Here is a 15,808-nt window from a genome sequence, read left to right as displayed (position 1 = left end):
AGCTAGCCTCTACTGCGGCATGCGATAAAGAACGGAGCTCGTGCCGGGAGCAACGAACAGGCGTGCCCCTCCGGCTTGCTGAACAGCACGCTCCGCCGGGCTCCCTTGGGTCACGCCCGCCCAGCGCGCCCGGAGATCGCGCAGGCGCCGAACGTAGGCCTCGGGATCTCCGCTGCTGCTCACGTATGTCACCCGCGTATGGTAGTCCCGCGAGAAATATTCGGCGATGAAGCTCGCGCTCTGATCGTACGTAATGACGTCGTCGGGCCCGAGCTCCGTCTCTCGCAATCGCGCGAAATGCTCGGGCCATTGGAACGGCTCGAGCTGCATCCACGCGCGCTCCTCCCACGAGGCGCTCCATGCGCGCCGGACCTTCTGAGGGTACACGTCGCGGTAGCCATCGGACCCCGCGCGGAACCCGATCCAAGCCAGGTAAAGAAACACGAGCGAAAACCCGAGCCGCACCCAGATCACGCGAAGCTGCGTATGGATCAGCGCGAGCGCGACCATCGCGGCGAGCGGCGCGGCCAGGGTGTAGCGCGGCCACCACGACATCGGTTGCCGGAGCACGAGCACGAAGAGGATGATCAGGGGGAGCCCTTTCTTCCAGTTTCGCGATCGTAGAACGTCGCCTGCGACGAAGACCAAGCACGGGAGCGCCAGCCACAAGAACGACGGGCCGAACCCGCCGTCGTGCACTTCGGGCGTGTAGTTCGGTTTGACGATGAGCCACTTGTCGATCAGCGTTTGCAGATCGGCGACGCTTCCGAAGATCCACGGTTTGGATTCTCCGCCCGCGCCGACATTCTCGAAGCCGACCTCCGGTCCCGCGAGCTCGATGCCCACGATCGGCAACTTGAGGCGGAAAGGATAGACGGGGTTTCCAACGTGAATGGCATTCTGGATGTACTTGCAAAGGCCGACGGCGGTAAATCCGCCGATCGAGAGCGCAATGCTGCCCAAGGTACGAAGGCGCGATCCGGGGGTGTTCCAGATCTCCCAGGCAGCGCGCGCGGCGAACCACGGTGCCAAGAGCACGAGCTGATAGGCGCCCGAGTACTTGCTTCCCACGAAGATTCCCATCGCGAGCAGCGACATCCAGCGATCCCTCGCCGTGGGGCGCGTCATGGAGAAGTAGATCGCGCCCGCGGCTCCGGCGTTGCATGCGATATCGACGTAGCTCGTGTGCGTCAACAAGAACACGGGCGGCAGGGCGAACCATGCGGCACCGGCCGCGGCTGCGACGGGCCGGGACGCGCCCACGTGGCGCGCCCACGCGACCGTCAAGAAGACGCCGAGTGTGGCAAACGGAAATTGCGATGTCTCGTCGAAGCGGTTGTCGCGAGGAAAGATACAATTCCACGCGGCCAGCAACTCGACGTCGTTCGGGTATCCCGAGATGAAGCCATTGTGTGAATCGAACCAGGCGAGCGAGCCATTCTGAATGGCATATCCCGTAATGGGGACGTGAAACCAGACCGGGTCGAACGTCCACGAGCGACACGTCCATGCGATGAGGAGGCTCATGCCGAACGCGATGCTCGCCGGAATGGCGATCAGGATCGCGGGCTCGCGCTGCTGCCACGCCTCCTGCAGAACGCGCCCCGGCGTGCGCACGTCCGCGATGGCCATCTTCCGAAGGTGCTCCCAGCCAGCGGAGCGTCCTGCGACGAACAGCGTTCCGCCGAAGAGCAATAAGCTGAATAGGCCCAAGGGAACGGGCGTTAGGTGGCCCGAATAACCGCAGGCTTGTACGGCGGTCAAGATGAGCGACGCCGTAACGATGTGCAGAACGACGAGTCGGTGACTGAGCCCCCGCTCGGGATAGACCGCAGCGGCAACGGCGTAGCCTGAGACGATCGCGAGAAGCGTAAGAAAGATCCAGACGAGCCAAGCCATGGAAGTCCGCGTCAACCTACATCACACGGCGCGGACGAGGCGAGCGAAGTCCTACGAGCAGGCGATCCGCGCCACCCGCGCCTTCGACACGATTCCGTGAGCAACCGAGGGCGGAGGGAGGTCGAAGTTCTATGCGGAGGTTGGAGGTCCGGAGTCTTTGCCGGTGCGGCCGGTTCAGCACGTCGCACGAACGGGGATGTCGCGCGACCTGGGTGCCTAGGTGCCTAGGTGTCTAGATGCCCGCGAGGCTATTTTAGTATCACGGTAATTTGCGCGAGTCTGCTTGGGACGCGGCACCATTTTGACATTCAAAGGTAACGCGCCTTTCAACGTGGGAATAGGCGGCGGGGGGATTTGGAGCCATGAGCAATCCGCCCGCCACCCGTGCAACTGTCCGTCGCGACAACGTGTTCGTCGATGGAGCACATAGCTCGTCTGGAACGCGCCCGTGGGCCCCCACGTCCCGTCACTTCTTCATCTTCGCCGCCATCCTGCCACGGACAACGTGTTCGTCGATGGAGCACATAGCTCGTCTGGAACGCGCCCGTGGGCCCCCACGCCCCGTCACTTCTTCATCTTCGCCGCCATCCTGCTACGGACAACGTGTTCGTCGATGGAGCACATAGCTCGTCTGGAACGCGCCCGTGGGCCCCCACGTCCCGTCACTTCTTCATCTTCGCCGCCATCCTGCTACGGACAACGTGTTCGTCGATGGAGCACATAGCTCGTCTGGAACGCGCCCGTGGGCCCCCACGCCCCGTCACTTCTTCATCTTCGCCGCCATTTGCGCGCCCAACTCTGCGGCGCGCAGGGAGGCGCTTTCGACGGCGTCGATGAGCGTTTTGCGGAGGGCGCCGGATTCGAGGGTGTGCAGCCCGGCGATGGCGGTGCCGCCGGGGCTGGTGACCATGTCCTTGAGGCGGCCGGGGTGTTCGCCGGTGTCGAGTAGGAGCTTCGCGGAGCCGTAGACGGTTTGGGCGGCCAGGAGGAGGGAGGTGTCGCGGTGCAGGCCCATTTTGACGCCGCCGTCGGCGAGGGCTTCGATGATGAGCATGATGTACGCGGGGCCGCTGCCCGAGAGGCCGGTGACGGCGTCGAGCAGGGGTTCGTCGAGGGTGACGACGCGGCCCACGGCTTCGAAGAGGGAGCGCGCGATTTCGAGATCGGCCTCGGTGGCGTGGGAGCCCGGTGAAATGGCGGTGGCGCCGGCCAGGGCCGTGGCGGGGGTGTTCGGCATGGTGCGGATGACCCGCGCCGTGGGGGGGAGGCGGCCTTCCAGGGCTTCGAGCGGGACGCCGGCGGCCACGGAGACGATCAACGTGTCGGGGCGGAGATCGCCCGCGATGGAGTCGAGGACGCGATCGAGCACCTGCGGTTTGACCGCGAGGACCAGGACGTCGACCGTGCGCGCCAGCTCGTGGTTGTCGCTCGCCACGCGGATGCCGTGCGTGGTCTGAATGTGCTTCAAGCGGTCGGCCTTGGCGTCGCTCGCATAGATCTCCGACGGCAGAAAGACGCCGGCGTGCAAGAGCCCCTTGATGAGCGCGGCGGCCATGTTGCCGGCGCCGAGAAAGCCTACGGTTCTTCGTTCCTTGGTCATGATGGACTCCTGCGACTCCGGCTGCGACTGCGACTACGACTGCGTATGCGATGCCGTGCGACGGCACTGCGACTGCGTGCAACTACGTCCGACTGCGTGCACCTGCCACGATGGCGGTGCAGCCCGATTGCGGCCCGATGCGACTCGGCGCGAAAGGCGACGGCGAACCCGCTCACCGCATGGCGCTCGCGAGCGTGGCCAGCGCTTCGTCGATCGGCCCCTCCACGGCCCCGCGCACGCGCCCGCCTTCATCACCCAGCTCCGACGCGATGCGATCGAAGCGCGCGCGCAGCGCCGAGCGACGCGAGAGCGCCGGATCCTCGTGCAGCGCGGCCGCCCATGCGGCGGCGAGCAGCGCGCCGCGGCCTTCGGCGTGCAAGCTCGCGTAGCGTTTGGCGAGGCTCGCGGGCTGCGGCGGTTGCGCCTTTTGCGGCGATGACGTGGGCGGCGACGATACCGCCGGAGCCGCCGCCGATGACGTCACCTGCGCCACCACCTCGTCGTGGTAGCGCGCAGGGGATGCGAGGCGCCCGAGCGCGCCGGTCAGCTCGGGGCCGCCGGGCTTGGCGCGATCGGCGAGCAAGGTGCGCGTCACGTCCACCAGCGCGAGGCCGACCACGCGCGCCGCCTCCACGCGGGCGTTGGCGGCGCTGCGCGCCTCTTCGACTTCTTCCGTCGAGCGGTGAAGCTTGACCGCCAGCGCGCGAATCACTTGCTCCTCACGCGGATCGAGGCCGTCGGAGGCGGCGGCGAACCAGGCGCCGCTCAGGATGGCGCGCGCCACGTCCACCTCGAGCTCTCCGTAGACGTCCAGGCGCTCCACGCGGATGGGGTCCTCGTCGAGGAGCGACTGCGCGTCGGCGTCCGGAAGGCCCAGCGACGCGACCACCGCGGCGATGTTGCGCCGCTCCAGCGGTGAGATCAGACCATCGGCGGAGAAGACGGCGCGCAGGGAGCGAACGGCCAGGGTGCCGAGCCGCTTGACGCGCTGCACGTCTTTGTCGCTTGGCTTCGACGAGAAGAGCGAGCGCAGACCGCGTGCGCCCACCTCCAACGTGACCTTCTGCTTGATCACGTCGCCCATGGGCAGCCATGTGGGTGGCGCGATGGGGGCGATGGCGCGCGCGAGCGAGACGATCCATGTGTCCTCGGACCCGAGCATGCTCGGCGAGGGCTGGCCTTGCGCCCAGGCCACATGGGCGTCGTGGCGGCGTTTCAAAATTCCTTCGACGGCGTCGCGGGTCGCGCCCGGGATGGCCAGGGCCGCGAACATCGCCTCCTCGGCGAGCACGGGAACGAGCTGACCTAGCGCGAGAGTCGCCGATTCCGGGGGCTGCGGCGGAGCGTCGGGCGTGGCGTCGGGCATGGGGGGTACGGTACACGTGGAGGGCGGTGCCTTGGAATATCCGGGACCGCTCGAACGTCGGAATCCACGCGCATGGATCTCTTCCGACAAGACCGCCTGGCAGGCACGTTGCTCGGTGCCGCCGTGAACGATGCGAGCGGCGTCGCCGCGGCCCACGCGGGCCTCGTCGCCAACGCCCTTTCGCGCGCGCGGCTGCACGACGGCGGAGACGGTGCAGGTGCCGACCAAGTCGCTTCCACCTTTCGTCGCGCGCTGATCGGTTGGGCGCTCCGGCACCCGTGGGCCGCCGACGCCGACACCTTGCACGCATGTGGTTGCATTGCGCTGGGGCTTCGCCGAACCGGCACGTCCGCTCCGACCAGTGGTGCGGCCATGCGGGCGGCCATCATCGGCGCGGCGTTTCCCTTCGATGTCAATCGGCGATGCGCCGTGGGCCACGCCGTCGCGGAGGTCACCCACACCGATCCACGATCCATCGACGCGGCCCTGTTCGTGGCCGAGGTCGCAGCAGGCTGCGTGCTCTCACCCGCCAACGGCGATCGCGAGGCCCTCGCCGATCGCGCCCGCGGCATGGTGCGCGCGCCCGAGCTGGTCGTAGCGCTCCACTATGCGCTCGAGTTGGTCGAGAAAAAGGTGACCATGGGCCTCGCCGCCCGCGAGCTCGGCGTCTCCAACGACGCGACATCGGCGGTTCCGCTCGCAGCTTTTGCCTTCGTGCGCTACGGCGATACCCCGCGCACCGCCATGGAGCAGCTCGACACCGTCGTCGGTGTCCACGCCCGCGCCCCGCGCGCCATCCTCGGCTCCTGGATGGGCACCTTGCTCGGAGGCGCCTGCCTCCCATGGAACCAGGTCGCACGCCTGCGCGATGGCCACTTCGGGCCCACCCACCTGCGCACCCTCGCGGCCGATCTCTCGGAGCATGTCCCGGCGGCCCTGCTCGTGCAGGAGCTCGCGGGCTCCGACCCGCCGGTTCCCGGTTCGAGCGCACCCGTTTCCAGCTCCAGCGCGCCGGCTCCGAGCTCGAGCGCGCCCAGCGCCCGGCGGCCCCTGCCGGGCCTGGCGCGCACCACGTCGCGGATCTTGCCGGCGGGCGACGCGCTGCTCGCGGGCGGCGCGTCGCACAAGGCCGCGAAGCACTGAGCGACTAAACGAGCGCGGCGCGCGCGTTCTTCGTTTGCTCGTCGCGTTCTTTCAGCGACTCGAGGATGATCACGGCGGTCTCCTCGATGGCGCGGCCGGTCACGTCGATGACGGGCCACTGCGGGTGTGCGCGGAAGATCTTGGCCGCGTATTCGAGCTCCTCGCGCACCTGATCGCGCAGCCCGTAGCTGGCGTCGACCGGCATGCCCAGCTGCTTCAGGCGCGCCTTGCGGATCTCCACGAGCTGATCGAGCCCGATGGTGAGCCCGACCACGCGATCTTGCGGCGCTTCCTCCAGCTCGGGCGGCACCTCGAAGTTGAGCACGATGGGGAGGTTGGCGACCCGAAGGCCTCGCTGGGCCAGGAGCGTGGACAGCGGCGTCTTCGACGTACGGCTCACGCCCACGAGCACGATGTCCGCCTTCTTGAAGTTGCGCGGCTCCTTGCCGTCGTCGCTCTTGACGGTGAACTCCACCGCTTCGATCCGCCGGAAATATTCGTCCGAGAGTGGAAGCATGGCGCTCGGCGTGTTGATCGGCTGCCGATCGAGGTAGGTGCCGAGCTTTCCGATGAGCGAACCAATCAGATCGAGCGCCTCCACCCGAAGCTCGTAGCTCGATGCGTGGATGTACTCGCGCAGCTCCGGGCTCACCACGGTGAACACGACCAGCGCTCCTTCGCGCGCCGCGCGTTCGAGGACGGGGCGGGCGGCGTCCCTCGTTCGCACACGGGTGTGCAGACGGATCTGCACGCCGGAGTGAGGGAACTGCAAAAGCGCGGCGCGCACGACCTTTTCAGCCGTTTCGCCGGTGGAATCACTGAGTACGTCGATGGTGCGGATCTCGCTCAAAACGAGCCTCCAAAGTTGCCAGGGTCCCTACGAGCTCGAAGGCGAAGCGCGGGCCCGGCTATCTGCAGGGGACCTCGCGTTCGCGCGGGTGAGGATGCTTTTGCTGCTCCCACGGTACGCAAAGTACGTTTATCAACCTCCAAGGCATTCCGCTAACTTCAAAGTGAAACGTGAAGAAACGGGCAGGGGTCGTGCCCATGCACCCCTTCTTCACCAGCCCGGGAGGCAAACGGGAGGGGAGCGCCCGGTGGACAATCGATATCCAATCTTCTCGGTTACGTCCTGGTGCAGCGTTGACTCACGTACGAAACGCGCCCGATAAATGCGCGCAATCGATGGACTGTGAAGCGAGCCTGACGGCTATCGCACATGGGTATACTTCGTGCCTTGCCCATGCTTGAGTCGCAAGCGCCACGCTTGGGACGTCTTGGCAAGGTTCAGCTCATGAGTCAGTTTGAAATGGGTCACGTGTCCAGAGATTCCAAAACCGACCCCTCTCTTCGCCGCCAAATGACCTCCGGTGCTGGCGTGCCCAGCTACCTTGCATCGCCGGCCGATGCGACCGTACCATCCGTTCGGCGGACCGAGCGAAGCGAGCTTGCTCTGCAGGTCGCCCTTAGCTCGGGTCGGAGTGCCCACGGCATGTCGGAATCGCGAGAGCCCAAAGTTGCATCCTCATCATCCTGGGCCGAGCGCTTACGCTTTCTCGCGCTGGGCATCATCATCGGTGCCTCCACCGTCGTGCTCGTGACCGAGCGGGATGTATCGTCGAGCGCCGCCAACTTGGTGCAAAAGGCCATGCCCGATACCACCGGCATGTCGGCGCCGGCGGCCATCCTATCGACCATCTTGCCGCCCAGTCCGCCGCCCCCGTCCGGCGCCGGATCCGCCGAGCCCCCGCGCATTCCCGTGATCGACGCGGAGCGCCTCCCGAAGGCCGAGAACGCGCCCGCCGCGAGCGCGAAGCACGCCAAGGCCAAGAAAAAAGGCGAGGGCGACGACGACCGCAAAGGTGCACCCGCGGGACCCTCGCCCATCGACGAGTCGAGCCAGCTGGGGCCGACCATCGAGCAGCTGCTCCAAGGTATGCAGGGCGGCGGCCTCGGCAAAGTCTTCGACGACAAGTGAGCGCGCGCGCCGTAGCGCTTTGAACATCCGAGCCTGACACGGAGCGGCGCCCCAGTCGTCTCCGAGTCGTTGCTTGACAGCGATGCATAACGAACGCATAAACATGCGCACCGTATGCATACGTCACCCGTCGCGATTCTTGGGGGCTCGGGCTACGCCGGCATCGAGCTGACCTACCTTTTGGCGCATCACCCGCGCGCGCGCATCGAGGTCATCTCGAGCGATCGCTGGGTCGGCGACTCGCTCGCCACGCACCTGGGCATCGAAGGAAAGCCCGGGGAGCTGGTCTACGCCTCCTTCGAAGAAGCCGCCGAGCGCGCGAAGAGCTGCGCCGTCGCGCTTTTGGCGACCCCCAACGAGGTCTCCGCCCAGGTCGCGCCGAAGCTCTTGGCCGCGGGCTGCAAGGTCATCGACCTCTCGGGCGCCTTTCGGCTCACCGACGATTCTTCGGCGCTCGCGTACTACGGCAAGGAGGTCGTGGGCGCCAAGGGCGACGTGCGCGTGGGCACCTATGGCTTGCCCGAGTTTTTTCGCGATGAAGTGGTCGACGCCAAGTTGATCGCCAACCCCGGCTGCTACCCCACCGCCGCCACCTTGGCGCTGGCGCCGCTGCTCGAGGCGGGGCTCATCGATCGCACGGACGTCATCGTCAACGCCGTCTCCGGCGTGACGGGCGCGGGGCGAAAGAGCACCGAGGCGTATGGGTTCGTGGCCGTCGACCAGGACGTGCGCGCCTACCGCGTCCTCGCGCATCAGCACACCCCCGAGATCGCGCAAGTGCTCTCGCGGCGGGCGGGCGCCGAGGTGCAGCTCACGTTCACGCCGCACCTGGTGCCCATCGCCCGCGGCATTTTGTCCACGGCGTATGGGCGGCTCTCCGTCAAAGCTTCATCGGCGGATCTCACCACGGCGCTGGCCAATGCGTACGCCGAGGAGCCGTTCGTCAGCGTGGTGCGCTCGCCCAACGACGTGTCGCTCAAGCAAGTGGTCGGAACGAATCGATGCGTCATCGGCGCCGCGAGCGATGCCTCGGGGCGCGTGGTCGTGGTCTCGGCCATCGACAATTTGCTCAAGGGCGCGGCGGGGCAAGCCGTGCAGAACTTGAACCTCATTTTGGGCTGCGACGAGGTCGCGGGCCTCACCCAGCTTCGGAGATTCCACACGTGAAGACGCCGATTGGCTTCAAGTATTCGGGCCTCGCATCCGGCATCAAGCCGAAGAAAAAAGACCTCGCGCTCGTGTTCAGCGAGCTGCCCGCCCAAGCGGCCGCGGTGCTCACGCAAAACGCGGCCAAGGCTGCGCCCGTGGTGGACGCGGAGTCGCGCCTCCCCGCGTCGGGCATTCAGGCCGTGGTGGTGAACAGCGGCAACGCCAACGCGCTCACCGGCCCGCTGGGCCTCCAGGCCGTGCACCAGGTTCACGCCACCGTGGCCTCGGCCCTCGGCATCTCCGAATCGTCCGTGCTCTCGGCCTCCACCGGTGTGATCGGCGTCCGGCTCCCGGTCGACAAGATCGTGGCGGCCACCCCGCGCCTGGTGGAAGGGTTGAGCGGCGAGCCCGACGCGGCCGCCGAGGCCATTCTCACCACCGATACGCGGGTGAAGATGGCGAGCCGCACCTTCGACGTGGAGGGCACCCCCGTCACCTTATCGGCCATCGGCAAGGGCTCCGGCATGATCGCGCCGGCGCTGGCGACCATGATCGTGGTGGTCACCACCGACTGCGCCATTCAAGCGAAGCTCCTGCACACCGCCCTGCGCCGCGCCGCGACCACCTCGTTCAACCAGCTCACGGTCGACGACGACATGAGCACCAACGACATCGTCTTCGCCCTGGCCAACGGCGCCGCGAAGAACCTCCCCATCGAGGAGACCGGCCCCGCCTTCGAGCAGTTCGCCTCCAACCTGGAGAGCCTCTGCCAGGAGCTCGCGCGCGAAATCGCCGCCGACGGCGAGGGCGCGACCAAGCGCATCGAGGTCCGCATCCAGCAGTCGCCGAGCGTGGAGCTCGCGCGCGACATCGCCAAGAAAATCGCCGGCTCGTCCTTGGTCAAGTCGGCCATCTTCGGCGCCGATCCCAACTGGGGCCGCGTGCTGGCCACGGTGGGCGCGCACACGGGCACGCTCGGCCTCACCGATGTCCGTCCCGACCGCGCCACCGTGCGCATCCAAGGGGTCACCGTGTACCGCGCGGGCGACATCTTCGAGCACCGCGAGCTGCTCAAGGCGAAGATGCGCGAGCCGGAGATCCTCATCGAGGTGGATCTGGACGCGGGCACCGAGAGCGGCATCGCGTGGGGCTGCGATCTCACGTACGACTACGTCAAGATCAATGCAGACTACACGTCGTTGATCATCGAGACCCCGTCGGGCGGGGTGGCGAAGGACGATCGGCTCTCGAACTACAGCCCCGCCTTCAAGGTCTCGCTGCTGGTCGAGGCGCTCGGATACATCGAAAAGTTTCGAGGGCAGCGCTGCGTCATCAAGTACGGCGGCGCGGCCATGACCAAGGAGTCCTTGAAGCACTCGTTCTGCCAAGACGTGCTCCTTTTGCGCGCCGTCGGCCTGCGCCCCATCGTGGTGCATGGCGGCGGGCCGGACATCACGCGCGCGCTGGAGCGGCTCGGGGGAGGGGCGCCCGAGTTCATCGACGGCGTTCGCGTCACCCCCGCGGCCGACCTCAAGGTCGTGGAGATGGTGCTCACCGGGTCGATCAACACCGAGCTGGTGACCTTGCTCAATCGCAACGGCGCGCTGGCCATCGGCCTGTCGGGCAAAGATGCGGCGCTGCTCAAGGCGCGAAAGCTCATCAAGGAAAATGGGCAGGATCTCGGCCACGTGGGCGAGCTGGTGGAGGTAAACCACGGGCTCCTCAACCTGCTGCTCGACCAAGGCTATCTGCCGGTCATCTCGCCGGTGGGCCTCGGCCAGGATGGACAGAGCTACAACTTGAACGCCGATACGGTGGCGGCAGGTGTGGCGGTGGCCGTGGGCGCGGAGAAGCTCATTTATCTTTCGGACGTGCCGGGCATCCTCGAGAATGGGGAGCTCTTGAGCGAGCTCACCGTGCTGGATCTTCAAGAGAAGATTCGAAGCGGCACCGTCCAAGGCGGGATGGCCGTGAAGTCGGACTCCATCGTGCGCGCGCTCAACGGCGGCATCAAAGCGGTGCACGTGCTCGATGGGCGCACGCCGCACTCGATCATCGCGGAGCTCTTCACCGACAAGGGCGTGGGGACCATTCTGCACGGCGCGTGGGCCGCGGGCCAGGCAGGAGAGCATGGGGCCCGTGCGACCAAATGAGTCGCTCTCCCGGCGCGAAGCGATTCGCAATTTGATCCGCACCGAGCAGATCGGCACTCAAGAGGAGCTCCGTGAACGGATCGCGGAGCTCGGCTTCGACGTGACCCAGGCCACCCTCTCGCGCGATCTGGCGCGGCTGCGGGCGCGCAGGGTCACCCTGGCGGGCGGCGGGATGGTCTACGAGATCGAGGGCTTCCCTGCCACCACCGCGGGCGATGGCGATCTCGAGCGGGTGCGCGATATGGTCACCAGCGTGCTCGCGGGCGACACGCTCGTGGTGGTGCACACGCTCCCGGGGGCTGCTTCGGCGGTGGCGCGCGCGCTCGACGGGGCCAAGCTCCCCGAGCTGCTCGGCACCATCGCTGGCGACGACACGATTTTTCTCGCGCCCGCGCCGCGGATTCCGCCGGCGAACTTGGTCAAACGATTGATTTCGGTCTGGAAGAAAGGGATGCAGTAACCATGAGCCAACGTATTCAAGGAGGCATCTCGTGATCGCCAAAACGGCCGCCGCTGGGGGCCCCACTTTGCTCCCCGAAGTCCTCGCCTTCACGAGCTCGCTCGCGCTCGATCGCGCGCTCATCCGCGAGGATCTCGTGGGGAGCCTCGCCCACCTCACCATGCTCTCGCGCCGCGGGATCGTGCCGCAGGAGCAGGCGCGCGCCATCCGTGACGGCCTGGTGAGCATTTGGGACGCGGCCCAGTCCGGCGATCTGCAGCTCCCCGACGAAGAAGACGTGCACATGGCCGTCGAGTCGCTGCTCACCGCCAAGCTCGGCCCGGCCGCCGGCGCCCTCCACGCCGCGCGCTCGCGCAACGACCAAGTCGCCCTCGACTTGAGGCTCTACGTGCGCGAGCAGTGCGCGGAGATCTTCTCGGCGCTCTCGCGTCTCATCGGCGCGCTGGTGGAGCGCGCCGAGGTGGAGTCGGGCACGATCCTGCCGTCGTACACGCATCGGCAGCGCGCGCAACCCATCTCCTTGTCGTATTTGCTCGCGGCCTACGGCGCGATGTTCACGCGCGACGTCGACTCGTTCGGCTTCGTGCTCTCGCAGACGGACGCCTCGCCGCTGGGCGTGGGCGCCATCGCGGGCACCTCGCTGCCCATCGATCGACAGCTGGTGCGCGAGCTGCTCGCCTTCGGCCGGCTCACCGCCAATGGCCTCGACACGGTGGGCGATCGCGATTTTGCGCTCGACTACGCGTACGCCGCCTCGCGCTTGCTGGTGCACACCAGCCGCGTGGCCACCGACTTCGTCGATTTTTCGACCTCGGAGTTCGGCTTCGTGCGCCTCGACGGCGCCATCGCCTGCGGATCGAGCATGATGCCGCAGAAGCGCAACCCGGATCTCTTCGAGCTGGTGCGCGGCAAGGCCGGCGCGGGCATCGGCAACTTGGTGACCTTGCTCGTCGATATGAAGGGGCTGCCCGGCGGCTACAACCGCGATCAGCAGGAGGATCGCGCGCCCATCCTGGCCACCGGCCCGCTGGTGCGCGGGGTGCTGGACATTCTGCAGCTCGGCCTCTCGCGCGTCACCTTCGACAAGATGCGCTGCCTCGCCGCGGTGGAACAAGACGCCACCCAGGCGACGGACGTGGCCGAGGCGCTGGTGCAGCAGGGTCTCCCGTTCCGCACGGCCTACCAGCTCGCGGGCACCTTGGTCCGCGCGTGCCAGGACGCGCGTGTGCCGCTGGCGCACGTGACCACCGAGATGGCGCAGGCCATCGACCCGCGCCTCAACGACGAGGTGCTCCAAGCGGCGCGCGTCCGTGGCGCGGTGGCGCGCAAGACCAGCCCGGGCGGGACGGGCCCCGACTCGGTGCGCGAGCAACTCGAAGCGCTGCGCGAGAGCGTCACGCGCGCCAAGGAGCGCGCCGAATCGATCCCGCGGCTTTCGACGCTGTTTGCCCAATTGCGAGAGGCTCCCCTATGAAAAAGCGCGATTTCCTTCAGCTGAGCGATCTGACCCGGGACGAGCACGAGCGGCTCTTCGAGCGCGCCGCGGTCCTCAAGCGCGAGCGCCGCGAGGGCAAGACGCACCAGACGCTCGCGGGCAAGACGCTGGTGGTCATCTTCGAAAAGAGCTCGACCCGCACGCGCCTCTCGTTCGAGGCGGCCGCCTATCAGCTCGGCGGACATGCCATTACGTTGATGGCCGGCGAGAGCCAAATTGCGCGCGGTGAGCCCATCGAAGACACGGCGCGGGTGACCGCGAGCTACGCCGACGGCATCGTGTTCCGCACCTTCGGGGACTCACGGCTGGAGGCCATGGCACGGTATGCGCGCGTGCCCGTCATCAATGGCCTCTCCGAGGGCGGCCACCCCGTGCAGCTGCTGGCCGATCTGTTCACCGTGATCGAGCGCCATGGATCGCTCGAAGGGCGCGTGGTGGCGTGGGTCGGCGACGCGGCCTCCAACATGGCGCGCTCGTGGATCGAGGCGGCGCGCATTTTCGGCTTCGAGCTGCGCATCGGGGCGCCGAAGGAATATGCGCCCTCGAACGCGTTCCTCGAGACGGTCGGCAAAGGGGCGCGCGTGCACGTCACGACCGACGCGCGCGAGGCCGTGCGCAACGCCGATGTCGTCACCACGGACGTCTGGACGAGCATGGGGCAAGAAGCGGAATCGGCGGAGCGCCGGCGCGTGCTCGGCGGGTACAGCGTCAATTCGTCGCTTTTGGCGGCGGCGCACCCGTCTGCGATCGTATTGCATTGTTTGCCGGCGCATCGGGGTGAAGAGATCACGCACGACGTGGTGGAAGGACCCCAATCGGCGATCTTCGATGAAGCGGAAAATCGCCTTCATGCGCAAAAAGCGTTACTCGAGTTGCTGCTTACATAATTTTTCTATCGAGCAATTCGCATGTAAGGTATTTGGCGTATAGCCGCCCTTGCCATAAAAATGGCCGGTGCGTATGTTTTTTCCCCTACCGGTTGCGGTTCATCCGGATCAAGTTTGAGGGGATGACGACTTCGGGGATCGGGCTCTACGGCGACATGCCGCTCGTGCCGGTTCCGCACGTTAAGCGTGAAATTCTCGAGGAGTGGAGGCGACGCGTTCGCTCCGAGAGCAACGAGCGCGGGGTCATTCGCACCGAGCCCGCGCTCTCTCGCTTCGTTCCGGAACTGGTCGAGCGGCTTTTTAGTGTGGACGACGAGGAGAGGCAATCGGGGGCCATCCTCGTCGCGAGCGCCCGCCACTCCGAAAACTGTACGGTCGCCGAGGCCATTCGCGAGCTCTCGCTGCTTCGAAGCGCCATTCTTCGCGCGTTTTCGCGCGGGGGCGTGCGTTTATCGACGACGGCGATCGAATACGTGCATCACGAGATCGATCATGCCATGGCCGAAATCGTATCGGACATTCATCGCGTTGCCTGCGCCCGGCTCGCCGCGAGCCATCGCGTGGAGCACGCGCTTCGCGAAAACGAGGATCGCATGCGACTCGCGCTCGTTGCCGCCGAAGTCGGCACATGGGAATTCCGGCCGATAACCGGCGAGCTCACCTGGGACGATCGCTGCAAACAAATATGGGGTTTGCCCGACGGGCACGAGCCCTCGTACGACGCTTTCCTTCGAGGAATTCACCCCGAAGATCGCCCGCGGGTCGAAGCGATCGTGGAGCAGACCTTGGAGCCGCGCAGCGGCGGCACCTACAAGATTGAATACCGCGCGGTCGGTCTGAGCCACGGGCCCGAGCGGTGGGTCAGCTGCGAAGGCAAATGCTTTTTCGATGACGCGGGGCGGCCCACGCGCTTCATCGGCACGGTGCTCGACATCACCGAGCGTCGCCGCGAGGTCGAGTTCCGCGAGCGCTTCGTGGGCATGTTGGGCCACGATCTGCGCCAGCCGCTGTCGGTGGTGAACTACGCGTCGGAGACGCTCTTGAAGCAAGGGCTCCCGAACGATTCGCTCGAGCTGGTGCGCCGCGTGGTCCGCTCGGGCGATCGCATGAACCGCATGATCCGCGATCTGCTCGACTTCGCGCGCGGCCGCCAAGGCGGCGGTATTCCCGTGGCGCGCAAGTCGCTCGATCTGCACGAGTTGATGCGCCATTTGGTGGACGAGATTGCGACCGTCAACCCGGCGCGCACCATCGAGCTCGCGGTCGATGGCGATGGAAGCGGGCACTGGGATCCGGATCGCATGGCGCAGGTCTTTCAGAACTTGCTGTGCAACGCGGTGACCTACGGCGCGGCGGACACACCCATCTATGTGGTCATGGTGGAGGAAGGTCGGTTCTTGGAGACCACGATCACCAACTACGGTCCGCCCATCCCCAAGAGCGAGCTCGGTCAGCTATTCAGCCCCTACCGCCGAGGCGGCCGCGCGCGCTCCGCCGAGCGCTTGCCGCGGGGCCTGGGGCTCGGGCTCTACATCGCGCAGGAAATCGTGCTCGCGCACGGTGGCTCCATCGAGGCCACCAGCGACAGCGATTCGGGCACGACCTTTACGGTGCTGCTGCCGCGGGGTTAGTCACCCTTCTGCGCGTGGATGCGGCTCGAGGATGCGGCGCATCCTGC

General features: G+C 66.8%; 12 protein-coding genes. 8 read left to right on the top strand and 4 right to left on the bottom strand.

Translation table 11 applies throughout. The features are described 5' to 3' along the window. Positions 1–9: 9 nt before the first annotated feature. The 3 genes from LZC94_42270 to LZC94_42260 form a co-directional block, all read right to left on the bottom strand. The gene (locus LZC94_42270; GenBank protein WXB14439.1) at positions 10–1,899 is read right to left on the bottom strand and encodes a hypothetical protein; all 1,890 of its coding nucleotides are present in this window, start codon (positions 1,897–1,899) and stop codon (positions 10–12) included. A 760-nt stretch (positions 1,900–2,659) separates the two neighbouring features. Continuing rightward, on the bottom strand, positions 2,660–3,499 hold the full coding sequence (proC, locus tag LZC94_42265) for a pyrroline-5-carboxylate reductase (protein ID WXB14438.1): 840 nt from the start codon (positions 3,497–3,499) through the stop codon (positions 2,660–2,662). 172 nt (positions 3,500–3,671) lie between these two features. After that, the gene (locus LZC94_42260; protein WXB14437.1) at positions 3,672–4,865 is read right to left on the bottom strand and encodes a TerB family tellurite resistance protein; all 1,194 of its coding nucleotides are present in this window, start codon (positions 4,863–4,865) and stop codon (positions 3,672–3,674) included. 72 nt (positions 4,866–4,937) lie between these two features. Here LZC94_42260 and LZC94_42255 point away from each other — a divergent pair, with 72 nt between their 5' ends. Next, positions 4,938–6,008, top strand: a complete 1,071-nt coding sequence (locus LZC94_42255; GenBank protein WXB14436.1) for an ADP-ribosylglycohydrolase family protein — start codon at positions 4,938–4,940, stop codon at positions 6,006–6,008. Between the two features lie 4 nt (positions 6,009–6,012). Here LZC94_42255 and LZC94_42250 read toward each other — a convergent pair whose 3' ends face one another. Beyond that, positions 6,013–6,858 carry a kinase/pyrophosphorylase gene (locus tag LZC94_42250; GenBank protein WXB14435.1) on the bottom strand — a complete coding sequence of 282 codons (846 nt, stop codon included), beginning with the start codon at positions 6,856–6,858 and terminating at the stop codon, positions 6,013–6,015. Between the two features lie 642 nt (positions 6,859–7,500). Between LZC94_42250 and LZC94_42245 the strand changes: the two genes are divergently transcribed. From LZC94_42245 to LZC94_42215, 7 genes are all read left to right on the top strand, one after another. Beyond that, complete coding sequence (locus LZC94_42245) at positions 7,501–7,986, top strand: hypothetical protein (protein ID WXB14434.1); 486 nt, start codon at positions 7,501–7,503, stop codon at positions 7,984–7,986. 114 nt (positions 7,987–8,100) lie between these two features. Continuing rightward, positions 8,101–9,153, top strand: coding sequence for an N-acetyl-gamma-glutamyl-phosphate reductase (gene argC, locus LZC94_42240; protein WXB14433.1), 1,053 nt, complete (start codon positions 8,101–8,103; stop codon positions 9,151–9,153). After that, entirely contained in the window at positions 9,150–11,288 is a 2,139-nt protein-coding gene (gene argJ, locus LZC94_42235) for a bifunctional glutamate N-acetyltransferase/amino-acid acetyltransferase ArgJ (GenBank protein WXB14432.1), read from the top strand. The genes argC and argJ overlap by 4 nt, the downstream gene beginning before the upstream one ends. After that, a complete protein-coding gene (locus tag LZC94_42230; GenBank protein WXB14431.1) occupies positions 11,266–11,748 on the top strand; it encodes an arginine repressor in 483 nt (160 codons plus the stop codon). Before argJ ends, LZC94_42230 begins: the two co-directional genes overlap by 23 nt. Before the next feature lie 31 nt (positions 11,749–11,779). After that, positions 11,780–13,222, top strand: coding sequence for an argininosuccinate lyase (argH, locus tag LZC94_42225; GenBank protein ID WXB14430.1), 1,443 nt, complete (start codon positions 11,780–11,782; stop codon positions 13,220–13,222). Further along, a complete protein-coding gene (gene argF / locus LZC94_42220) occupies positions 13,219–14,130 on the top strand; it encodes an ornithine carbamoyltransferase (protein WXB14429.1) in 912 nt (303 codons plus the stop codon). Before argH ends, argF begins: the two co-directional genes overlap by 4 nt. Positions 14,131–14,252: 122 nt before the next feature. After that, complete coding sequence (locus LZC94_42215) at positions 14,253–15,761, top strand: ATP-binding protein (protein WXB14428.1); 1,509 nt, start codon at positions 14,253–14,255, stop codon at positions 15,759–15,761. The last annotated feature ends 47 nt before the right edge of the window (positions 15,762–15,808 follow it).

Source organism: Sorangiineae bacterium MSr11954 (assembly GCA_037157815.1).
Taxonomy (GTDB): Bacteria; Myxococcota_A; Polyangia; order Polyangiales; family Polyangiaceae; genus Pendulispora; species Pendulispora albinea.
Note: the sequence above shows the minus strand (reverse complement) of the source record. Positions and strands in the feature narration are given on the sequence as shown.

Coding starts and splice junctions, on each gene's coding strand:
- LZC94_42215 (WXB14428.1), top strand. CDS start 14,253: ATGACGACTTCGGGGATCGGGCTCTACGGCGACATGCCGCTCGTGCCG.
- LZC94_42270 (WXB14439.1), bottom strand. CDS start 1,899: ATGGCTTGGCTCGTCTGGATCTTTCTTACGCTTCTCGCGATCGTCTCA.
- LZC94_42255 (WXB14436.1), top strand. CDS start 4,938: ATGGATCTCTTCCGACAAGACCGCCTGGCAGGCACGTTGCTCGGTGCC.
- proC (WXB14438.1), bottom strand. CDS start 3,499: ATGACCAAGGAACGAAGAACCGTAGGCTTTCTCGGCGCCGGCAACATG.
- LZC94_42260 (WXB14437.1), bottom strand. CDS start 4,865: ATGCCCGACGCCACGCCCGACGCTCCGCCGCAGCCCCCGGAATCGGCG.
- argF (WXB14429.1), top strand. CDS start 13,219: ATGAAAAAGCGCGATTTCCTTCAGCTGAGCGATCTGACCCGGGACGAG.
- argC (WXB14433.1), top strand. CDS start 8,101: ATGCATACGTCACCCGTCGCGATTCTTGGGGGCTCGGGCTACGCCGGC.
- LZC94_42230 (WXB14431.1), top strand. CDS start 11,266: ATGGGGCCCGTGCGACCAAATGAGTCGCTCTCCCGGCGCGAAGCGATT.
- LZC94_42245 (WXB14434.1), top strand. CDS start 7,501: ATGTCGGAATCGCGAGAGCCCAAAGTTGCATCCTCATCATCCTGGGCC.